Here is a 17,411-nt window from a genome sequence, read left to right on the forward strand (position 1 = left end):
CATCCACTGCACACGCTCATCCGCCTCTCCGCACCGCTATTTATTGTCGATTTCTGCCCGCCCCACCAACCCATGCAACGCTTCTTTCTGGCCCTGCACGCCACCACGCCCGCGGCGCTGATCGTGGCCGTGTTCGTGCACCTGTGGGGGCCGCCCGGCTTGCCTTCGCTGGCGCAGCGGCCGGTGTGGGCCGTGTGGTTGCTCATCGGCACATGGCTGCTGCTGTCGGCGCTGGCCGCGTGGGCGCTGCGCACGCTGGCGCTGTGGCGCGTGTCGCTGGGTGGCGCGGGGGCGTTGCTGGCGCTGGCCGGTGCGGTGGGCCTGGTGCTGGGGAGCGCGCTGGCGTCCGGCATGCTGGCCAGTCTCGCGTTGGTGGGCGCTGCCTGCGTGGGCATTGCGACCTTTATCGGGCCGCAGCGCGTGCAGGCGCCACGGCGCAAAGCGGTGCGCCACCAGGCTGCGGCCACGCCGGGCCGCGCTGGCCATCCTGGCACGCACCACACCACCAAACGCCGCCGCTGGCCCGCGCGCGTTTTGGCCCGCTTTGGCATCCCTGCACACCTGCCGTTTTGGCTGGCCGGTGCACTGGCGGTGGAATCGTTTCGGCTCGCCCACATCGTGGCGACAGAGCCAGCGCGCTCGTCGGGCATGCTGGGCCTGCTGCTGGCTTTCTTTGTCGCGCTGCCCGCCGCCGCGTTGCGCCACTGGGCGCCCCGAACCGCCCTGCTGCTGTGGGTTCTGGCAACGCTGGCCTACGGCGGCTTGGCAGCCAAGGCGGGGCTGGATCAGTGGGCCGTCGCCGCAGCCCTGTGCGCGCTGGCCGCGGGTGCCCCGTTGCTGCTGCGCGCACGGCGGAGGCTGCGCACGCGGCAGACGGAGCGCATCACACCCACCGCACAGGTCCATGCTTCTGACCGCCACCCGCCGGAGGCCGCATGAACGAACTCATCGCCGCCTGCACCGCACTGGCCTCGCTGATCGCGCTGACCCGCTGGGCGCGCACCGTGCCCACCCGCGCCTGGGGCCACGGCGTCGGCAGCACCGGCCAGGCGCCACCTGCACCGCTGCGCGCCTGGGCTGTGGCCATCGGCACGCTGTTGCTGCAGGGCTTGGCAGCCACCGCCGCGACCGGGCTGGCCGCCGGACTGGCGCTGGTGGCCGCATCATGGATGGTGCTCGGCTGGCTGCTGGTGCTGGCAATGAACCAGTGGCCCGCCGCCAGCCTGCCGTGGGCCCAGCGGCTGGGTGCGCTGGGCGGGGCGGGGTGTGTGCTGGCGCTGGCGTGGGAGCTGGTGCGTGCAGGGGGCTGGGCAGGCTGATGGACGCGTGCCACCTCCGCCAGGTGGGCAAGGCGCCAGATTTTGGGTTGAAATGGGACCTAGCGCTTGATACATAAGCACTTGTAGCTATATATTTTATAGCGTAATATCTAGACGGCACTGCCATGCGCCGGTGCCCGCACCCGCTGCCCCACGGCACAATCGCGCCCATGGACCAGTTGCTCGACGCCCCCTGGGTGCACACCCTGCGCTTCTTCCTGGAAGTGGCCGCCACCATCGCGTTTGCCCTCTCGGGCGTGATCGCCGCCGCGCGCAAGCGGCTCGACGCCGTGGGCGTGTGTGTGGTGGCGTTCGTCGCGGCCTTCGGCGGGGGCACGCTGCGCGACCTGCTGCTGGACCAACGGCCCTTCTTCTGGATACGCCACACCGGTTTTGTCTGGGGCATCCTGGCCCTGTGCGTGGGCGCGATGCTGTTCATGCGCCAGCGCCACTTTCAGCCCACCGAGCGCGCCATGCTGCTGCCCGACGCGATTGGCCTGGGCCTGTTCGCGGCGGTGGGCGTGGACATCGCCACCGCCATCGGCATGCCGCCCATCATCAGCGTGATGATGGGCGTGACCACGGGCGTGTTTGGCGGCGTGCTGCGCGATGTGCTGTGCAACGAGGTGCCCCAGGCCTTCAGCGACCACCGCCCCTACGCACTGTGCGCCTTCGCGGGCGGCTGGGCCGACGTGGCGCTGCGCCAGGTGCAGGCGCCGGACTGGGCTCCGCTCGTGGCCTGCGTGCTGCTCACGGCCGGGCTGCGCGGGCTGGCGCTGTGGCGCAACTGGCAGTTGCCCGCCTGGCGGGTGTGACAAGAAACCAGAGGCCGCCATCCCGGCCGCCGATCCGGCACACTGTGCCGCGTGGCACCACCGTGACAGCCCTGCACCGGCGCGGCCTGCACACTGGGCCGCGAGGAGTATCGAGACCATGACCCCGGACCACCCCACCCCCGCCGCCCTGCGCGCCACCGCGCTCATCGACAGCGACGCCCCCGCCATCCAGGCCTTCGCGGCCAAGCATGCGCGCGGCGCCACCGACCGCGAGCGCGCCGTCGCCCTGTACCTGGCCGTGCGCGACGGCTTTCGCTACGACCCGTACCGCATCGACCTGTCGCCGCACGGCATGGCGGCCAGCACCGTGCTGGCCCAGGGCCATGGCTGGTGCGTGCCCAAGGCCGCGCTGCTCACCGCCGCGTGCCGCGCGGCGGGCATTCCCGCGCGCATGGGTTTTGCCGATGTGCGCAACCACCTCAGCACCGAGCGCATGCGCGAGACCATGAAGACCGACCTCTTCATCTGGCACGGCTACACCGACATCTGGCTCGACGGCCAGTGGCGCAAGGCGACGCCCGCCTTCAACATCGAGCTGTGCGACCGCTTTGGCCTGCTGCCGCTGGAGTTCGATGGCGAGAACGATTCGATCTACCACCCGTTCGACAAGACCGGCCAGCGCCACATGGAATACGTGCTGCAGCGCGGCGCTTTCGACGACATGCCGCTGGCGCGGATCGTGGCCGACTTCCAGGCCGTGTACGGCGGCTGGCTCGGTGGCGGCACCACGAGCGCGCTGCACGGCGCGAGCTTTGCGAGCGACGTGGAGCAGGAGGCGGCGCGATGACGCAGGCCCCGCTGGCGGCACCGGGCACCGCGCCCCAGGTCCCTGATGGCTTCGCGGCCCTGCCCTCGGGCGGCCCGTTCATCGAGCACAACGGCCCGCTGTACCTGCGGCACGAAGGTGCGGTGGTGAAATTCGGCTTTCGCGTGGAGCACCGCCATGTGAACCCCATGAACAACCTGCACGGCGGCATGATGGCCAGCTTCTGCGACATGCTGCTGCCGTTGTCGGTGCACCGCAAGAGCACCGAGGTGGCCGGCCGTTTCCTGCCCACCATCAGCCTGCAGATCGACTACCTGGCCCCCGCGCCGCTGGGCGCCTGGGTGGAGGGCGAGGCCGAGCCGCTGCGCGTCACCCGCTCGCTGGTGTTCGCGCAGGGCCTGGTGACGGCCGATGGCGTGCCCTGCGCGCGGGTGAGCGGGGTGTTCAAGATAGGCCCCACGGGCCCTGCCTAGCCCGCCCGGCGGCCAGGGCCGCCGTGGTGGCCGCTGTCACGGCCTGCAGGTGCGTAGGCCCTCGGCCCCGGCGGCGCGCGGCGAACACGGGCGCCCCGCCATGGCCGCATCGCCAGACCACGCCGGGTAGCCGCCCATGGCATGGGAAGGGCTACGCCCGCGGCGCGACAGCATCGCCCGCGATGCCCATCACTCCCACCACATGCTCCACGAACCGCGCGAGCTTGGGCAGCTGCCGCCGGTCCGGCGCATAGACCAGATGCACGGCGCGCGCCGCGGGCAGGCAGTGCTGCATCACCGGCACCAGGGCGCCACTGGCCAGGTCGTCGGCCAGCAGCACCTCGGGCTGCATGATCAGGCCCAGGCCGCGCAGCGCGGCCTGGCGCAGGCCGTCGCCCTGGTTGCACACAAAACGCGCGTTCTCGGGCCAGAAGAACTCCGCGTCGCCATCGCGCAGCGTCCATTCCACACGGCGCTGCCATACCGAATGGCTCAGGCACTGGTGGCGGGCCAGATCGTCGGCGCGCCCGGGCGTGCCATGGCGCTGCAGGTAGGCCGGCGCGGCCGCGATCACCATGCGGTAGGGGCGCAGCGGGCGCGCCACCAGGCCCTCATCCACCACCTGGCCGATGCGCACGGCCACGTCGAAGCCCTCGCCCGCGAGGTCCACCACGCTGTCGGTGAGCTGCAGGTCCACGCGCACCTGGTCATGGCGCTGCAGGAAGTCGGCCACCAGCGGCGCGATGACGTGGTTGCCCAGCGTGAACGGCGCGCTCACGCGCAGCAGGCCCTGCGGCACGGCGCGGCTGCGCTCCACGGCGGACTCGGCCCAGCGCACCTGCTCCAGCACGCGCTTGCTGTCTTCGTAGAACGCGGCGCCCACCTCGGTCAGGCTGTTCTGGCGCGTGCTGCGCTGGAACAGGCGTGCGCCCAGGTGGGTTTCGAGCTGCTGGATGTGCTTGCCCACCATCACGGCCGACACCTGCAGCTGGCGCGCGGCGGCGGCGAAGCTGCCGGCTTCGACCACGGCCACCATGACTTCCATGTTGCGCAGTTTGTCCATGGGCTGATTCCTAATCAATGGTTAGCACAAGAAGAACTTCAATGTACTTTATGCATTGATTGATTCGCAAAAGAATCGGTGCCTGTCTGTTCCTCCACCCGTTCTTTTTCAAGCAAAGGAAAACACCATGTCCAAGATTCTTCTCATCGGCGCGAGCGGCACCATCGGCCAGGCCGTGCTGGCCAACCTGGGCGCGCGCCACGAGGTGATCACCGTGGGCCGCAGCAGCGGCACGCACCGCGCAGACTTTTCCCAGCCGGGCTCGGTCGCCAGGCTGTTCGAGGCGGTGGGCCAGGTCGATGCCATCATCAGCACCGCCGGCAACCTGCACTTCGGCCCGCTGGCCGACATGACGCCCGAGCAGTTCAACCTGGGGCTGCAGGACAAGCTGCTGGGCCAGGTGCAATTGGCTTTGATCGGCCAGAAGTACCTGGCCGATGGCGGCTCCATCACGCTGACCGCAGGCATCCTGTCCATCGAGCCCATCCGCAACGGCGCCAGCGCCACGGCGGTGAACGCCGCCATCGAGGGCTTCGTGGCCGCCGCCGCCATCGAGCTGCCGCGCGGCCTGCGCATCAACGCCGTGAGCCCCACCATCCTCACCGAATCGGTGGGCGTGTACGGGCCGTTCTTCCCCGGCTTCGACACGGTGTCTGCCGAGCGCGCCGCGCGCGGCTACCAGCGCAGCGTGGAAGGCGCGCAGACGGGGCGGGTGTACCGCGTGCAATGATCACGGCCACCTGCACCCTACCCGTCTGGGCATGAAAAGAAAATAGCTGCTGCCGCTTGTCCAGCAAGCGGCAGCAGCTATCAATTTAGTAGCTTCAATGATCGAAGGCGCAGATCAGTCCAGACTCGCGCCGGATTCCTTGACGACCTTGCCCCACTTCACGGACTCGGCCTGGATGAAGGCGGCAAACTGCTCGGGCGTTTCGCTGTACGTCTCGGCGCCCTGCTCGTTGATCTTCTTCTTCACCTCGGCCTGGTTCAGCACCTTGGCCAGCGCGGTGTTGAGCCGGGCCAGCACCGGTGCGGGCGTGCCGGCGGGCGCGAACATGCCGAACCAGGACGTGGCCTCGTAGCCGGGCACGCCGGCTTCGGCGATGGTGGGCACATTGGGCAGCTCGGGCGAGCGCTTGGCCGTGGTCACGGCAAGCGGCACCAGCTTGCCGCTGCGCACATGCTGGATGGCCGAGGGCATGTTGTCGAACATGATGCCGATCTGGTTGCCCAGCAGGTCGGTCACCGCCGGTGCGCTGCCCTTGTAGGGCACGTGCACCATGTCCACCTTGGCCAGGCTCTTGAACAGCTCGCCCGACAGGTGGATGGAGCTGCCGTTGCCCGACGAGCCGAAGTTCACCTTGCCGGGGTTGGCCTTGGCGTAGGCGATCAGCTCCTTCACGCTCTTGTAGGGCTGTGCGGGGTTGGCCACCAGCAGGTTGGGCACATTGGCCACGCGCGTGAGCGGCGCGAAGTCCTTGATCGGATCGAAGGGCATCTTCTTGTACAGCGCGGCGTTGATGGCATGCGTGCCCACCGTGCCCATGAAGAGCGTGTAGCCGTCCGCCGGGGCCTTGGCCGCCAGCGCGCCGCCGATGTTGCCGCCCGCGCCCGCGCGGTTGTCCACGATGACCGACTGGCCGAGTTCCGTGGTCAGCGCCTGGCCGATGATGCGCGCCAGGATGTCGGTGGTGCCGCCGGCCGCGAAGGGCACGACGATGGTGACGGGCTTGGTGGGATAGGCCTGGGCCATGGCTGCGCTGCTGCCCAGCAGGCCACCAACGGCGATGGCGGCGATGCCCGCGCAGGCAGCGGCCGACAGCGCAAAGCGGCGGGTGGTGTGGATGGAACGGGTCATGGTTTGTCTCCTTCAGGAAGGTGGATGAAATGGGTGTCACGAGCGCGGCATCCGCCGCGCCATGGCCTCAACCGGGCGCCAAGGCCTCCGGGCGAGAACAGGGGGTGCGCCCCTTTCAGGGCTGCAGTGAAAATGCGTTCAGGTGGCTAGACAGGTGCCACGCCGAGCGTGGTACCACCGCACACGTACAACACCTGCCCGGTCACGAAACCGTTGTCGGGCGAGAGGAAGAACAGCGCCGCGCGCGCCACGTCGTCGGGCGTGCCCATGCGGCCCACGGCGATGCTGTTCAGGATGCGCTCGGTCTGCGGCGCGCCCTCGGGATTGCTCTGGCGGAACAGCTCGGTGGCGATCGGCCCCGGGCCGATGGCGTTGACGGTGATGCCGTCGCGCCCCAGTTCCATGGCCAGCGTGCGCGTCATGCCGATCATCCCGGCCTTGGTGGCCGAGTAGACGACGCGGTCGCCCTTGCCCAGCGCGGCGCGCGACGACATGTTGACGATGCGGCCCTGGCCGCAGGCCCGCAGCGTGGACAGAAAGGCCTGCACCAGCAGCATGGGCGCGCGCAGGTGCAGGCCCACCACGTCGTCCAGCTGCGCGGTGGTGGCGGTGTCGATGGTGCCGGGGCGCGTCGCGCCCGCGTTGTTCACCAGGGCGGTCACGTTGTGCCTGGCGGCGATCTCTGCCGCGCGCTCGCGGGTCAATGCCTCGTCGGTCAGGTCGCCCTGGTACGAGGTGAGCAGCGGGTGGCTCCACGTGGGCAGCACGTAGTCCAGATTGACCACGGCGCGGCCCTGGGCGAGCACGGCTTCGGCAATGGCGCGGCCGATGCCGTTGCTGGCACCGGTGACGACGGTGACGGAGGTGGAGGAAGTCACTGCAGAGGCCACTGTCACACGCGCTCCAGAATGATGGCGATGCCCTGGCCCACGCCGATGCACATGGTGCACAGCGCGTACTGGCCCGCATGCTCGTGCAGGCGGTTCACGGCGGTGGTGACCAGCCGCGCGCCGCTGGCACCCAGCGGGTGGCCCAGCGCAATCGCGCCGCCCCAGGCGTTCACCCGCGCGTCGTCGTCCTTGAGGCCCAGGGCGCGCAGCACGGCCAGGCCCTGCGCGGCAAAGGCTTCGTTGAGTTCGATCACGTCCATGTGGTCGATGGTCAGGCCCGTCTGCGCCAGCACCTTCTGCGTGGCGGGCGTGGGGCCAAAGCCCATGATGCGCGGCGCCACACCGGCCACGGCCATGCCCACTACGCGGGCGCGGGGCTTGAGGCCGTACTTGGCGGCATGGGCTTCATCGGCCAGCAGCAGCGCGCAGGCGCCGTCGTTCACGCCCGACGCGTTGCCCGCCGTCACCGTGCCATCGGGCCGCACCACGCCCTTGAGCCTGGCCAGCGCTTCCAGGCTGGTCTCGCGGGGGTGTTCGTCCTGGCTGACGACGATGGCGTCGCCCTTCTTTTGCGGGATGTGCACGGGCACGATCTCGCGCGCCAGGTGGCCGTCCTTGATCGCGGCCACGGCGTTGAGCTGGCTGCGCAGCGCCATGCGGTCCTGCGCCTCGCGCTCGATGCCGAAGTCGGTGGCCACGTTCTCGGCGGTTTCGGGCATGGAGTCCACGCCGTACTTTTCCTTCATCAGCTTGTTGACGAAGCGCCAGCCGATGGTGGTGTCGTACACCGCGTTGTTGCGGCTGAAGGCGCTTTCTGCCTTGGGCATGACGAAGGGCGCGCGGCTCATGCTCTCCACGCCGCCCGCGATCATCAGGCCCGCCTCGCCCGCCTTGATGGCGCGCGCGGCGGTGCCCACGGCGTCCAGCCCCGAGCCGCACAGGCGGTTGATGGTGGCGCCGGGCACGTCGATGGGCAGGCCCGCCAGCAGGCTGCTCATGTGGGCCACGTTGCGGTTGTCCTCGCCGGCCTGGTTGGCGCAGCCGTAGAGCACGTCGGTCACCGCGGCCCAGTCCACGCCGGGGTTGCGGTCCATCAGCGCCTTGATGGGGATGGCGCCCAGGTCGTCGGTGCGCACGCTGCTCAATGCGCCGCCGTAGCGGCCGAAGGGGGTGCGGATGGCGTCGCAGATGAAGGCTTGGGTGGTCATGTTTTTTGTCTCCTCGGATCTCGGTGGATCGGCTCGTTGAAAAGGGAAGGGATTCGGGGCGCCCGCGGGTGCTCAGGTCGCCGGACGGATGGGCTGGCCCACCAGGCTTTCGAGTTCGGCGTGGGAAAGGCCCGGCACGGTGTCGATGAGCTGCAGCCCCGTGGGCGTGCAGGCCAGTGTGCACAGATCGGTGTAGATGCGCTTCACGCACGCGACACCGGTGAGCGGGTAGCCGCAGCGCTCGACGATCTTGCTCGCGCCCTGCTTGGTCAGCAGGTCCATCATCACCCAGGTCTGCTTGGCGCCGATGGCCAGGTCCATCGCGCCGCCCACGGCCGGGATGGCGCCGGGCTCGCCGGTGCTCCAGTTGGCCAGGTCGCCCGTGGCGCTGACCTGGAAGGCGCCCAGCACGCAGATATCGAGGTGCCCGCCGCGCATCATCGCGAAGCTGTCGGCGTGGTGGAAGTACGCGCCACCGGGCAGCAGCGTCACCGGCTGCTTGCCGGCGTTGATGAGGTCGTAGTCCTCCAGGCCTGCGGCGGGTGCCGGGCCCATGCCCAGGATGCCGTTCTCGCTTTGCAGGATGACCTCGCGGCCCGCGGGAATGTGGTTGGCCACCAGGGTGGGCTGGCCGATGCCCAGGTTGACGTAGGCGCCGTCGTGGATGTCTTGCGCCACCCGCTTCGCCAGTTCTTCTTTACTACGCTTTTGATAGCTGCTCACGCTTTATCCTTGTGCGGTAGAGGCCGATTTCATGCCGATTTCTTGAAACCACCCGCCTGCGTGGCCGTGCGGTCGATCTTGACCACATGGCTCACGTAGATGCCGGGGGTGACGATGGCCTCGGGGTCCAGCGCGCCCAGCTCCACCACCTCGTGCACGGTGGCGATGGTGGTCTTGGCGGCGGTGGCCATCACCGGCCCGAAGTTGCGGGCCGACATGCGGTAGGTAAGGTTCCCCCAGCGGTCGCCCTGCTCGGCCTTGATCAGCGCCACGTCGCCGTGGATGGGGAATTCGAGCACGTAGTGCCTGCCGTTGATCTCGCGCGTTTCCTTGCCGGCGGCCAGCTCGGTGCCGTAAGCCGTGGGGCAGAAGAAGGCGCCGATGCCCGCCCCCGCCGCCCGCAGGCGCTCGGCCAGGTTGCCCTGGGGCACGAGCTCGAGCTCCAGCTTGCCGCTGCGGTACAGGTCGTCGAACACATAGCTGTCGACCTGGCGCGGAAAGCTGCAGATGATCTTGCGCACCTGCCCCGCCTTGAGCAGCGCGGCCAGGCCCTGGTCGGCATTGCCGGCGTTGTTGTTCACCACCGTCAGGTCCCGGGCGCCCTGGGCGATGAGCCCGTCGATGAGCTCACCCGGAATGCCCGCCGTGCCAAATCCGCCTATCAACACCGTGGCACCATCCTTCACCCCTTGCAGGGCCTGGGCCACCGAGTCCGCCAGTTTGTTGATCATCGAAACGCTTTCGTGATTTGCTTGATCTTCGGTTTCAATTTGTTCGCTTATAGAACAAATGTTCGCATAAAGAATTATAGTAGGCGCACGTATGAATATCCAAACCCCTGACGCCAAAGACCCCAAGCCCAGCGACAGCTATGTGCAGTCGTTCGCGCGCGGGCTGGAGGTGATCCGCTCGTTCAGCTCGGCCACGCCGCAGCAGACGCTGAGCGAAGTGGCGGCCCGTGCGGGCCTCACGCGCGCGGGTGCGCGCCGCATCCTGCTCACGCTGCAGACGCTGGGCTATGTGGAGACGGACGGCAAGCTCTTTCGGCTGAGCCCGCGCATCCTGGACCTGGGATTTGCGTACCTTTCATCGCTGCCGATCTGGAACCTGGCCGAGCCGGTGATGGAGGACCTGGTGGAAGAAGTGCGCGAGTCGTCCTCGGCCGCCGTGCTCGACGGCCTCGACATCGTCTACGTGCTGCGCGTGCCCACGCACAAGATCATGCGCACGAACCTGGGCGTGGGCTCGCGCCTGCCCGCGCCCTGGACCTCGATGGGCCGCGTGCTGCTGGCCGGGCTGCCCGATGAGGAGCTGGAGGCCCGCCTGGCGCAGCATCCGCTGGAGCGCTTCACCGCGCACACCACCACCGAGCTGCCCGCGCTGCTGTCGCGCATCCGCGAGGCACGCCAGCAGGGCTGGTGCCTGGTGAACCAGGAGCTGGAGGAAGGATTGATCTCGATCGCCGCGCCACTGGCCGACCGCACGGGGCGGACGGTGGCGGCGCTCAACATCAGCGGGCAGGCCAACCGCACCAGCGCGGCCATGATGCAGGAGAGCCTGCTGCCCGCGCTGCTGCGCGCCGCGAAGACCATCTCGCGCATGATGGGTGCGCCGCGCGGCCGGGGCGAGTGAAGCCCGGGGCCCGGCGGCCGCCGGGCGGCTTCACGCCGGTGCCAGCCCGGCACCGGCACGGGCATTGCGCGCACAGGGCGCCCACGCTGGGGTGGTGAAGGCTCAGTTCTTGCGAAAGCCCAGCACCAGCACCACGCCGCCCAGCACCATCGCCCCCAGGCTCATCCACTGGGGAATGTTGACGGACTCTTTTTCCTTGACCGTCAGTTCCAGCGGGCCCAGCTTGGCCTGCGTGGTGTCCTTGGTGAAGCTGAAGCCCCCCGTCAGAAAACCTGCCAAGCCCAGCACCAACAAAAGCACACCAACGATTCGCATTGCATTCATGACAGATCTCCCAACACCGGGTATTCAGGGACTGCGGCAGAGCGGGCCCGGCTCCCTGTCCCTGCGCATCGCCAATGTAGGGCAGCTCCCGCCGCGCCCGCGTAGGACACCGCCGCTGCCGCGCGTCGCGCACCCGCCCCGGCGCGCCAGCCGCACTCCGGCGCCGCGTGCAACCCTGCACGCCCTGTGCGCCAGGGCTGCGTGCTACGCTCACGCCCCATGTTCAGCCCCTCCCAAGCCGACGTGCGCCGCTTTCTCTGCGGGGTGCACGCCAAGACCCAGGCCGGCGCGCCCATGGAAGCCATCGAGACGCTGGCCAGCCTGTGGATCGCCGAGCACCCCGAGTACCACACCGACCTGTCCGACGCCGATGCCGCCGTGGCGCGCAACTACGACGAGATGCCGGGCCAGACCAACCCCTTCCTGCACCTGTCCATGCACCTGTCGATCAGCGAGCAGTGCAGCATCGACCAGCCGCGCGGCATCCGCCAGGCGGTGGAGCTGCTGACCGCGCGGCTCGACTCGCTGCACGATGCGCACCACGCCGCCATGGACTGCCTGGGCGAGATGCTGTGGGAAAGCCAGCGCGCCGGCCGCCCGCCGGACGGCGAGGCCTACATCGCCTGCGTGCAGCGGCGGGCCACGCGGGACTGAGACGGATTGGCCTCCAACCGCATGACGTCGTTGGTTCGCCTCGCCATGCTGCAGCCCTGTCCTGGGCTTCCCGCCTGGTTGCCCGGCTGCATGCAAATTCGCATGCGGCGCTGAACCCTCCCCGCTCAGCGCCCGGGCTTGCGCGCCTTGTGCGCCAGCGCGGTGCCGACCAGCAGCAGCACCAGCAGCCCGAGCCCTTTCCGCGAGAACAGGGGCACCGGCACCGGGGTGGGCGATGCGCTCACGACCAGGGTCCCCGCCGCGCTGCTTGCCAGGAAATTGCCGTCGCCGGAGTAGCTCGCGGTCAGCGCCTTCGTGCCAGAGCCCTTCGGCCGCAGTGAGCAGCCTGGCGCCGCCGCGGCCGCCGCGTAGCTGCAGCTCAGGCCGTCGGTGGTGTTCGTGATCGTGATCGTTCCCGTCGGCGTGCCGCCCCCCGGCGCGGCCACCGCCAGCGTCGCCCACACCGTCACCGAACCGCCCAGACCGACCGGTCCCACCGCCCCCAGGGCGATACCCGTCGAAGCTGGCAGGACCTCGATAGCCACCGGATTGGACACCGAAGGCAGCGTGAAGCTGGCGGTGTCGCCTGCATAGGCCGCCTGGACGTCGTGCCGTCCAACGGGCAACTGGCGCGCGAGAGCCGCCCTGGCGGAGGCATCGAGCCCCGCATCGCCAAGGTCCGTCGCCGCGCCATCGGAAAAGTGCACGCTGCCGGCCGGCGGCCCCGCTCCCCCCGTCACTTCGGCCAGGAGCGTGATCGCCTGGCCGTAGACGAACGTGGCTCCGGCCAGCGGCTGAGCCAGGCGCACGCTCGACTGCTGTTGCACCGTCGTCTGCATCGATGCCCGGACCGAGGCATCGCCCTGGCTCGTCACGGTCAGCGTCCGCGGCCCGGCCGAGGCAAAGCCGATGGGCCAGCCCACGCTGCCATCGCTCTGCGCGATCACGCCAGGCAGGACGTCGCCCGCCACCGAGCTCGTGATCCTCCATTTCGTCGTGTTGTCGATATGGGCGTTGACGACGGCATCGTCCACCGCCAATACGAATCCTGCGGCGGGATCGGCCGGGGCCGTCGCAGGCAGCGAAACCGCCGTTTGTCCCGCGGGCAGCAGCACGGTGGACGGCCCTTGCAATGCGGGCACCGGAAGCGGCAGGTTGTGAAACTGCAGATCAAAGCGCGCGTTGTGCCCCGGCATCGTGATGTGCACGAGGTAGCTTCCGACGACACGATTGGCCGTGGGCACGACGGGAGTCCAGTTGTCGGAGCCCATCGTCTCGAAGGTATTCCTCCCGGAAGGGAAGGTCGCGCTCGCGCCCGTGCCGGGCGCCGCAACGTTGACGGGCACAGAAAGAAAGCCGATGGCATGGGTGTCGCTCCACACCGTTTGCGGCCGCACTCCAAACGGAGAGGAGGGCTGGCCGATGCGCATGCTGAACGACTGCGAGGCCGGCATGTAGGCGGTCTCCCAGCCCCACGGGCCCGCGTCGTCGGGATCGAAGAGTCTCACGCCCTGAAAAATAGCCAGCGGACCCTGGAGCGCCTCGGGCGTCTTGTACACCAGTGTTGCCCGCGGCGCGCGCGCAGTGGTGCTGTTCGGCACACCATCGACAGTGGCGAGAGCGCCGGCGTCCGGCTCGAGTGCGGCCGCATAGCCTGGCAGCGCGGAATCCGTCGTGCCGAGGTTCGCATTCTGTTCGTCCGCCAGCAGCTCCGCGTAGTTGCGGCTGAAATCGAACACGCTGACCGCGCCCGTGCCCGCCACAGGCGCCGTCGCCGCCCGGGCGCCGTCCCACGCGGGCTGGGTGTTCCAGGAGACGGTGCCCGCGTCGAAGTCCTCGGCCGGGGAGAGCCGCAGCGTGGCCGGTTGCGAAACGCTGCTGGCATAGGTCACGAGGCTGGCCTGCAGCGGCGTGGAGGAATACTGCATGATGCTGCGGACCACAAAAGGAAGCTCCGGCGTCTTGAGCAGCGCGACGCCGCGGCTTCCGGCCGTGCCGCTCAGCCGCAGATCGGCACTGCCCGCATCCGCCGCACCGGGAGCGCTCTCCTGGATCTGGGACGACGATGCGGCATTCGATGACACCCCCGTCAAATCCGACAGCGTGATCAACAACTGGACGGAATGCGGCACCAGCGTCTTGCCCGGGCTCGATTCCTTCGCCGCGACATCGAAGTCGGCATGGGACGCATCGGCACCTGGGACGCTGACGATCTTGATGCCGTTGTTGGCGCGGCTGCCGTCCACCCACGACTTGACGATGTCGGTGGCGTCGAAGCTCCGAAAGCCCGGTTGGCGAATGGCCACCGGCTTGCGCACGCTGCTTCCGGCCTGGTAGTCCGGGTCGACGCCAGGCGTCGGCGGGCCCTCCACGCATGCAGGCGCCACGCTTTCCTGCGGCCAGCAGCCATTGCCTTCGAGGGGAACCAACGCAACGCTGCCGGCCACCCGGACGTTCTGGACATAGACGACGATCCTGGCCCTGGCGATCTTGTCCGCGGTCAGCGCATAGGCGGACGGCCCCACCTGGAGCGGCTGACCGGAGCCCGCCCGCGACACCAGGACCATGTTGCCGTTGGGAAGCGTATCGAGCGAGAAGCGGACGACCGCCTGCTGATGTTCATTGATCCGCAGGCCATCGGGATTGCTCGGTGCGTAATCCGATCCCTGCAGACTCGCGTCCGCGACCAGCGGCGCCTCGATCCATTGCGTCTGCACGACGATGGCACAGCCCCCCAGGACCAGCGTTGCGCACACGGCGGCGAACAGGCACAACGCGCCCTTCAGGTGCCAGACACTCCTGCCCATCTCATCCCCTGTCTTCGGTTTTGGCAGCGGATCACGGCCCGCCGCAGCATCGCGATGGATCGTAGGGGAGGAAAATTCACAGGTCATGTGCCGACGGCACACGACCGCGCGCGCCTATTCGTCAGCCAGCCAACCGGCGAGCTGGTGCCGGCTGCCGACGCCTGTCTTGACGTAGATGTCTTCGAGATGGCGCTTGACGGTACCCGGGCGAATGCCGAGCCTTGCCGCGACTTCGGCGTTGGTCGCGCCATGGGCCACCGCCACGAGCACTTCGCGCTGGCGCTCGCTCAAGGCGCGATCGTGCAGCCGGTGCGCGATGTGGCGGCGCCTGCTGCGGGCCTGCAGGCGGCCCAGCGTCTGGCGGATGTGGCCTTCCAGCAGCGCGAGCGACGTGCGCTCGGGGTCGCCGAAGCCGCGCGTTGCGCGCGTGACATTGAGCGTGAGCATGCGTCCTTCGCCAAGGTCGATGTCCAGGCCCAGCCCATCCTTCTGGCCGACACGGCCATAGGCCTCCGCGTTCAGCGCACACCGGCTCCACGCCGTCGGCGAGAGTTGGTCGGAAATGCTCATCGGCACGCGGCGCTTGCCGTAGCCGGGATTGTCGCCAAGGTGCTGATGGACGGCCTCGTTGATTTCGCGCGACACGGCGCGCTCCGGCGCATACAGGGTGCGCAGCGTCGGCGTGCAGTTGCGCCAGTCGACAACGAAGATGTCTCCGCCCACGACGCTGCGCAGCGCCTGGAGCAGGTTGCTCGACAGGTCGTTCGGGTCCCGTGTCGAATGCACCAGCAGCGTCGCGTGGCTCAGCCGGTGCAGAGAATGCGAGTCGAGATAGCCCATCGTGTCTCCGCCTGGATCGATGCAACCGTTCAAAAATACCAGCGTCCCGTGCCGAAGCTGACCCTCAGCCGCCCGTCATGCCCCGCCACCAACAAAAACGCCCCTCGCAGGAGGGGCGTCTTCTTGGTGGCACACCGCAGCGCTCAGCGGAAGCGCGATTGCGGCACCACGTGCAGGTCGCCGTCGATGCCGCTGATGTAGCCCGACAGCGCCTTCAGCTCCGCATTGGTGAACTGCTTGGCCACGCCGCCCATGATGGCGTTGCTGCGGCCCACGTTGGGGTTCTTCTCGGCCTTGTAGGACTTCAGGGCCACGAAGAGGTAGTCCGCGTGCTGGCCCGCGATCTTGGGGTACGAAGGGTCGATGGGCTTGGCGAAGTTGTCGCCGTGGCACGAAACGCAGGCGCCCTTCTTCAGAAGCTCGGCCACCTGCACGCTGGGTTCGCGGCCGGGCTTGGCGGGCAGTTCGGCCCCCGTCTTGCCATGCTGCTCATAGTAGGCGGCCACGTCGGCGATGTCCTTTTCGCTCAGCGAATCCGCGATGCCGCGCATGGTGGGATGCTTGCGCTCGCCCTTCTGGTAGGCGACGAGCGCCGAGGCAATGTACTTGGCGCTCTGGCCCGAGATCATGGGCACCTTGTGCACTTCGGGAAAGCTGGCCTGGTAGCCCGGAATGCCGTGGCAGCCAATGCACATGGCAATCTTCTGCTTGCCGGCTTCCACGTCGCCTTTGGCTTCCTGGGCATGGGACAGGGCGGTCACGGAAGCGACAGCCAGGGCAAATAGCGTGGTCAGCGTTTTGTTCATTTTGCGCGCACAATCTCGTGGAAGTTCAGCTCTGGGCTCTGATCAACCGCCGATTATAGCCAGCGCCTGTCAAGCCCATTCATCAACGATCCGGTGATTCGCCCCCATGAAATTCCAAGGCTCCCAGAACTACGTCGCCACCCAAGACCTGATGCTCGCCGTGAACGCGGCCATCACCCTGCAACGCCCGCTGCTCATCAAGGGGGAGCCGGGCACCGGCAAGACGATGCTGGCCGAGGAAGTGGCCCAGGCGCTCGACATGCCACTGCTGCAATGGCACATCAAGTCCACCACGAAGGCGCAGCAGGGCCTGTATGAGTATGACGCGGTCAGTCGCCTGCGGGACAGCCAGCTGGGCGATGGCGACAGCGCCGAGCGCGTCAAGGACATCCGCAACTACATCATCCAGGGCGTGCTGTGGCAGGCCTTCACGGCCGACCGCCCCGTGGCGCTGCTGATCGACGAGATCGACAAGGCCGACATCGAATTCCCGAACGACCTGCTGCGCGAGATCGACCGCATGGAGTTCTACTGCTACGAGACGCGCGAGCTCATCAAGGCCAAGCACCGCCCGCTGGTGTTCATCACCTCCAACAACGAAAAGGAGCTGCCCGACGCGTTCCTGCGCCGCTGCTTCTTCCACTTCATCAAGTTCCCCGAAGCCGACACGATGCGCCAGATCGTCAACGTGCACTTCCCCACGCTCAAGAGCGAGCTGCTGGGCGTGGCGATGAAGACGTTCTACGACGTGCGCAACCTGCCTGGCCTGAAGAAGAAGCCCTCGACCAGCGAACTGCTCGACTGGCTCAAGCTGCTGGTGGCCGAAGACATTCCGCTGACCGCGCTGCAAAGCGCCGACAACAAGGTGGCCGTACCGCCGCTGGTGGGCGCGCTGCTCAAGAACGAGCAGGACGTGAGCCTTTTCGAAAAGCTGGTGTTCATGAACCAGCGGAACCGGTAGTCCCCCCGCCATGGCCGCACCCACCACCCCCTCCCTCATGGACGGCATCGCCGACGCCATCGGCTTTGTCGGCGGCGCCCTCGCCGGTTTCTGGCTGGGCCAGTGGCTGGGCCTGGACATCTTCGCACCGGGCTACGGCAACAAGGCGCTGGGGGGCATTGCCCTCGTGGGCCTGGGCGGCGGCCTGGGCCTGCATGCGGCACGGCGCTGGCAGACGCACCGGCGCAACAAGCCTTCCAAGGACTGATGAA

Annotated in this window: 20 protein-coding genes; 10 read left to right on the forward strand and 10 right to left on the reverse strand. The window is 68.5% G+C overall.

Annotation, left to right across the window (positions count from 1 at the left end; genetic code table 11):
- The first annotated feature begins 72 nt into the window (after positions 1-72).
- The 5 genes from ACAM51_RS07970 (at position 73) to ACAM51_RS07990 (ending at position 3,394) form a co-directional block, all read left to right on the forward strand.
- Positions 73-939 (forward strand): hypothetical protein, encoded by an 867-nt coding sequence (locus ACAM51_RS07970; protein WP_369643202.1) that lies wholly within the window; start codon positions 73-75, stop codon positions 937-939.
- Positions 936-1,319, forward strand: a complete 384-nt coding sequence (locus tag ACAM51_RS07975; protein WP_369643203.1) for a hypothetical protein — start codon at positions 936-938, stop codon at positions 1,317-1,319. Before ACAM51_RS07970 ends, ACAM51_RS07975 begins: the two co-directional genes overlap by 4 nt.
- Positions 1,320-1,489: 170 nt before the next feature.
- Positions 1,490-2,134, forward strand: a complete 645-nt coding sequence (locus tag ACAM51_RS07980; protein ID WP_369643204.1) for a trimeric intracellular cation channel family protein — start codon at positions 1,490-1,492, stop codon at positions 2,132-2,134.
- A 118-nt stretch (positions 2,135-2,252) separates the two neighbouring features.
- Complete coding sequence (locus ACAM51_RS07985; protein WP_369643205.1) at positions 2,253-2,942, forward strand: transglutaminase family protein; 690 nt, start codon at positions 2,253-2,255, stop codon at positions 2,940-2,942.
- Positions 2,939-3,394 (forward strand): PaaI family thioesterase, encoded by a 456-nt coding sequence (locus tag ACAM51_RS07990; RefSeq protein ID WP_218295964.1) that lies wholly within the window; start codon positions 2,939-2,941, stop codon positions 3,392-3,394. Before ACAM51_RS07985 ends, ACAM51_RS07990 begins: the two co-directional genes overlap by 4 nt.
- Before the next feature lie 151 nt (positions 3,395-3,545).
- Here the strand turns inward: ACAM51_RS07990 and ACAM51_RS07995 are convergent, their stop codons facing one another.
- Positions 3,546-4,457, reverse strand: a complete 912-nt coding sequence (locus tag ACAM51_RS07995; protein ID WP_369643206.1) for a LysR family transcriptional regulator — start codon at positions 4,455-4,457, stop codon at positions 3,546-3,548.
- Positions 4,458-4,584: 127 nt separating this feature from the next.
- Between ACAM51_RS07995 and ACAM51_RS08000 the strand changes: the two genes are divergently transcribed.
- Positions 4,585-5,187: a short chain dehydrogenase gene (locus tag ACAM51_RS08000; RefSeq protein ID WP_369643207.1), complete on the forward strand. Its 603-nt coding sequence runs from the start codon at positions 4,585-4,587 to the stop codon at positions 5,185-5,187.
- A 114-nt stretch (positions 5,188-5,301) separates the two neighbouring features.
- Here ACAM51_RS08000 and ACAM51_RS08005 read toward each other — a convergent pair whose 3' ends face one another.
- The 5 genes from ACAM51_RS08005 to ACAM51_RS08025 all read right to left on the reverse strand — a co-directional run bounded on the left by ACAM51_RS08005 (position 5,302) and on the right by ACAM51_RS08025 (position 9,867).
- The gene (locus tag ACAM51_RS08005; protein ID WP_369643208.1) at positions 5,302-6,315 is read right to left on the reverse strand and encodes a Bug family tripartite tricarboxylate transporter substrate binding protein; all 1,014 of its coding nucleotides are present in this window, start codon (positions 6,313-6,315) and stop codon (positions 5,302-5,304) included.
- A gap of 146 nt (positions 6,316-6,461) precedes the next feature.
- The gene (locus ACAM51_RS08010) at positions 6,462-7,193 is read right to left on the reverse strand and encodes an SDR family NAD(P)-dependent oxidoreductase (RefSeq protein ID WP_369643209.1); all 732 of its coding nucleotides are present in this window, start codon (positions 7,191-7,193) and stop codon (positions 6,462-6,464) included.
- Positions 7,194-7,207: 14 nt separating this feature from the next.
- The gene (gene pcaF / locus ACAM51_RS08015) at positions 7,208-8,413 is read right to left on the reverse strand and encodes a 3-oxoadipyl-CoA thiolase (protein ID WP_218295969.1); all 1,206 of its coding nucleotides are present in this window, start codon (positions 8,411-8,413) and stop codon (positions 7,208-7,210) included.
- A 72-nt stretch (positions 8,414-8,485) separates the two neighbouring features.
- Positions 8,486-9,136 (reverse strand): 3-oxoacid CoA-transferase subunit B, encoded by a 651-nt coding sequence (locus ACAM51_RS08020; protein WP_218295970.1) that lies wholly within the window; start codon positions 9,134-9,136, stop codon positions 8,486-8,488.
- A gap of 29 nt (positions 9,137-9,165) precedes the next feature.
- On the reverse strand, positions 9,166-9,867 hold the full coding sequence (locus ACAM51_RS08025) for a 3-oxoacid CoA-transferase subunit A (protein ID WP_218295971.1): 702 nt from the start codon (positions 9,865-9,867) through the stop codon (positions 9,166-9,168).
- Between the two features lie 91 nt (positions 9,868-9,958).
- Here ACAM51_RS08025 and ACAM51_RS08030 point away from each other — a divergent pair, with 91 nt between their 5' ends.
- A complete protein-coding gene (locus ACAM51_RS08030) occupies positions 9,959-10,768 on the forward strand; it encodes an IclR family transcriptional regulator C-terminal domain-containing protein (RefSeq protein ID WP_369643210.1) in 810 nt (269 codons plus the stop codon).
- A 102-nt stretch (positions 10,769-10,870) separates the two neighbouring features.
- On the opposite strand, the gene ACAM51_RS08035 is transcribed toward ACAM51_RS08030, so the two are convergent.
- The gene (locus tag ACAM51_RS08035; protein WP_029413244.1) at positions 10,871-11,092 is read right to left on the reverse strand and encodes a hypothetical protein; all 222 of its coding nucleotides are present in this window, start codon (positions 11,090-11,092) and stop codon (positions 10,871-10,873) included.
- 219 nt (positions 11,093-11,311) lie between these two features.
- Between ACAM51_RS08035 and ACAM51_RS08040 the strand changes: the two genes are divergently transcribed.
- The gene (locus tag ACAM51_RS08040) at positions 11,312-11,746 is read left to right on the forward strand and encodes a DUF1841 family protein (RefSeq protein ID WP_369643211.1); all 435 of its coding nucleotides are present in this window, start codon (positions 11,312-11,314) and stop codon (positions 11,744-11,746) included.
- Positions 11,747-11,871: 125 nt separating this feature from the next.
- Here ACAM51_RS08040 and ACAM51_RS08045 read toward each other — a convergent pair whose 3' ends face one another.
- The 3 genes from ACAM51_RS08045 to ACAM51_RS08055 form a co-directional block, all read right to left on the reverse strand.
- Positions 11,872-14,640, reverse strand: a complete 2,769-nt coding sequence (locus tag ACAM51_RS08045) for an Ig-like domain repeat protein (RefSeq protein ID WP_369643212.1) — start codon at positions 14,638-14,640, stop codon at positions 11,872-11,874.
- A gap of 27 nt (positions 14,641-14,667) precedes the next feature.
- A complete protein-coding gene (locus tag ACAM51_RS08050) occupies positions 14,668-15,393 on the reverse strand; it encodes a response regulator transcription factor (protein ID WP_369643213.1) in 726 nt (241 codons plus the stop codon).
- A 143-nt stretch (positions 15,394-15,536) separates the two neighbouring features.
- Positions 15,537-16,199, reverse strand: a complete 663-nt coding sequence (locus tag ACAM51_RS08055; protein WP_218295976.1) for a cytochrome c — start codon at positions 16,197-16,199, stop codon at positions 15,537-15,539.
- Positions 16,200-16,305: 106 nt separating this feature from the next.
- Between ACAM51_RS08055 and ACAM51_RS08060 the strand changes: the two genes are divergently transcribed.
- Positions 16,306-17,160 (forward strand): MoxR family ATPase, encoded by an 855-nt coding sequence (locus ACAM51_RS08060; RefSeq protein WP_218295977.1) that lies wholly within the window; start codon positions 16,306-16,308, stop codon positions 17,158-17,160.
- A gap of 10 nt (positions 17,161-17,170) precedes the next feature.
- Positions 17,171-17,407, forward strand: a complete 237-nt coding sequence (locus ACAM51_RS08065; protein WP_218339591.1) for a hypothetical protein — start codon at positions 17,171-17,173, stop codon at positions 17,405-17,407.
- The last annotated feature ends 4 nt before the right edge of the window (positions 17,408-17,411 follow it).

Source organism: Acidovorax sp. A79, assembly GCF_041154505.1.
Taxonomy (GTDB): Bacteria; Pseudomonadota; Gammaproteobacteria; order Burkholderiales; family Burkholderiaceae_C; genus Acidovorax.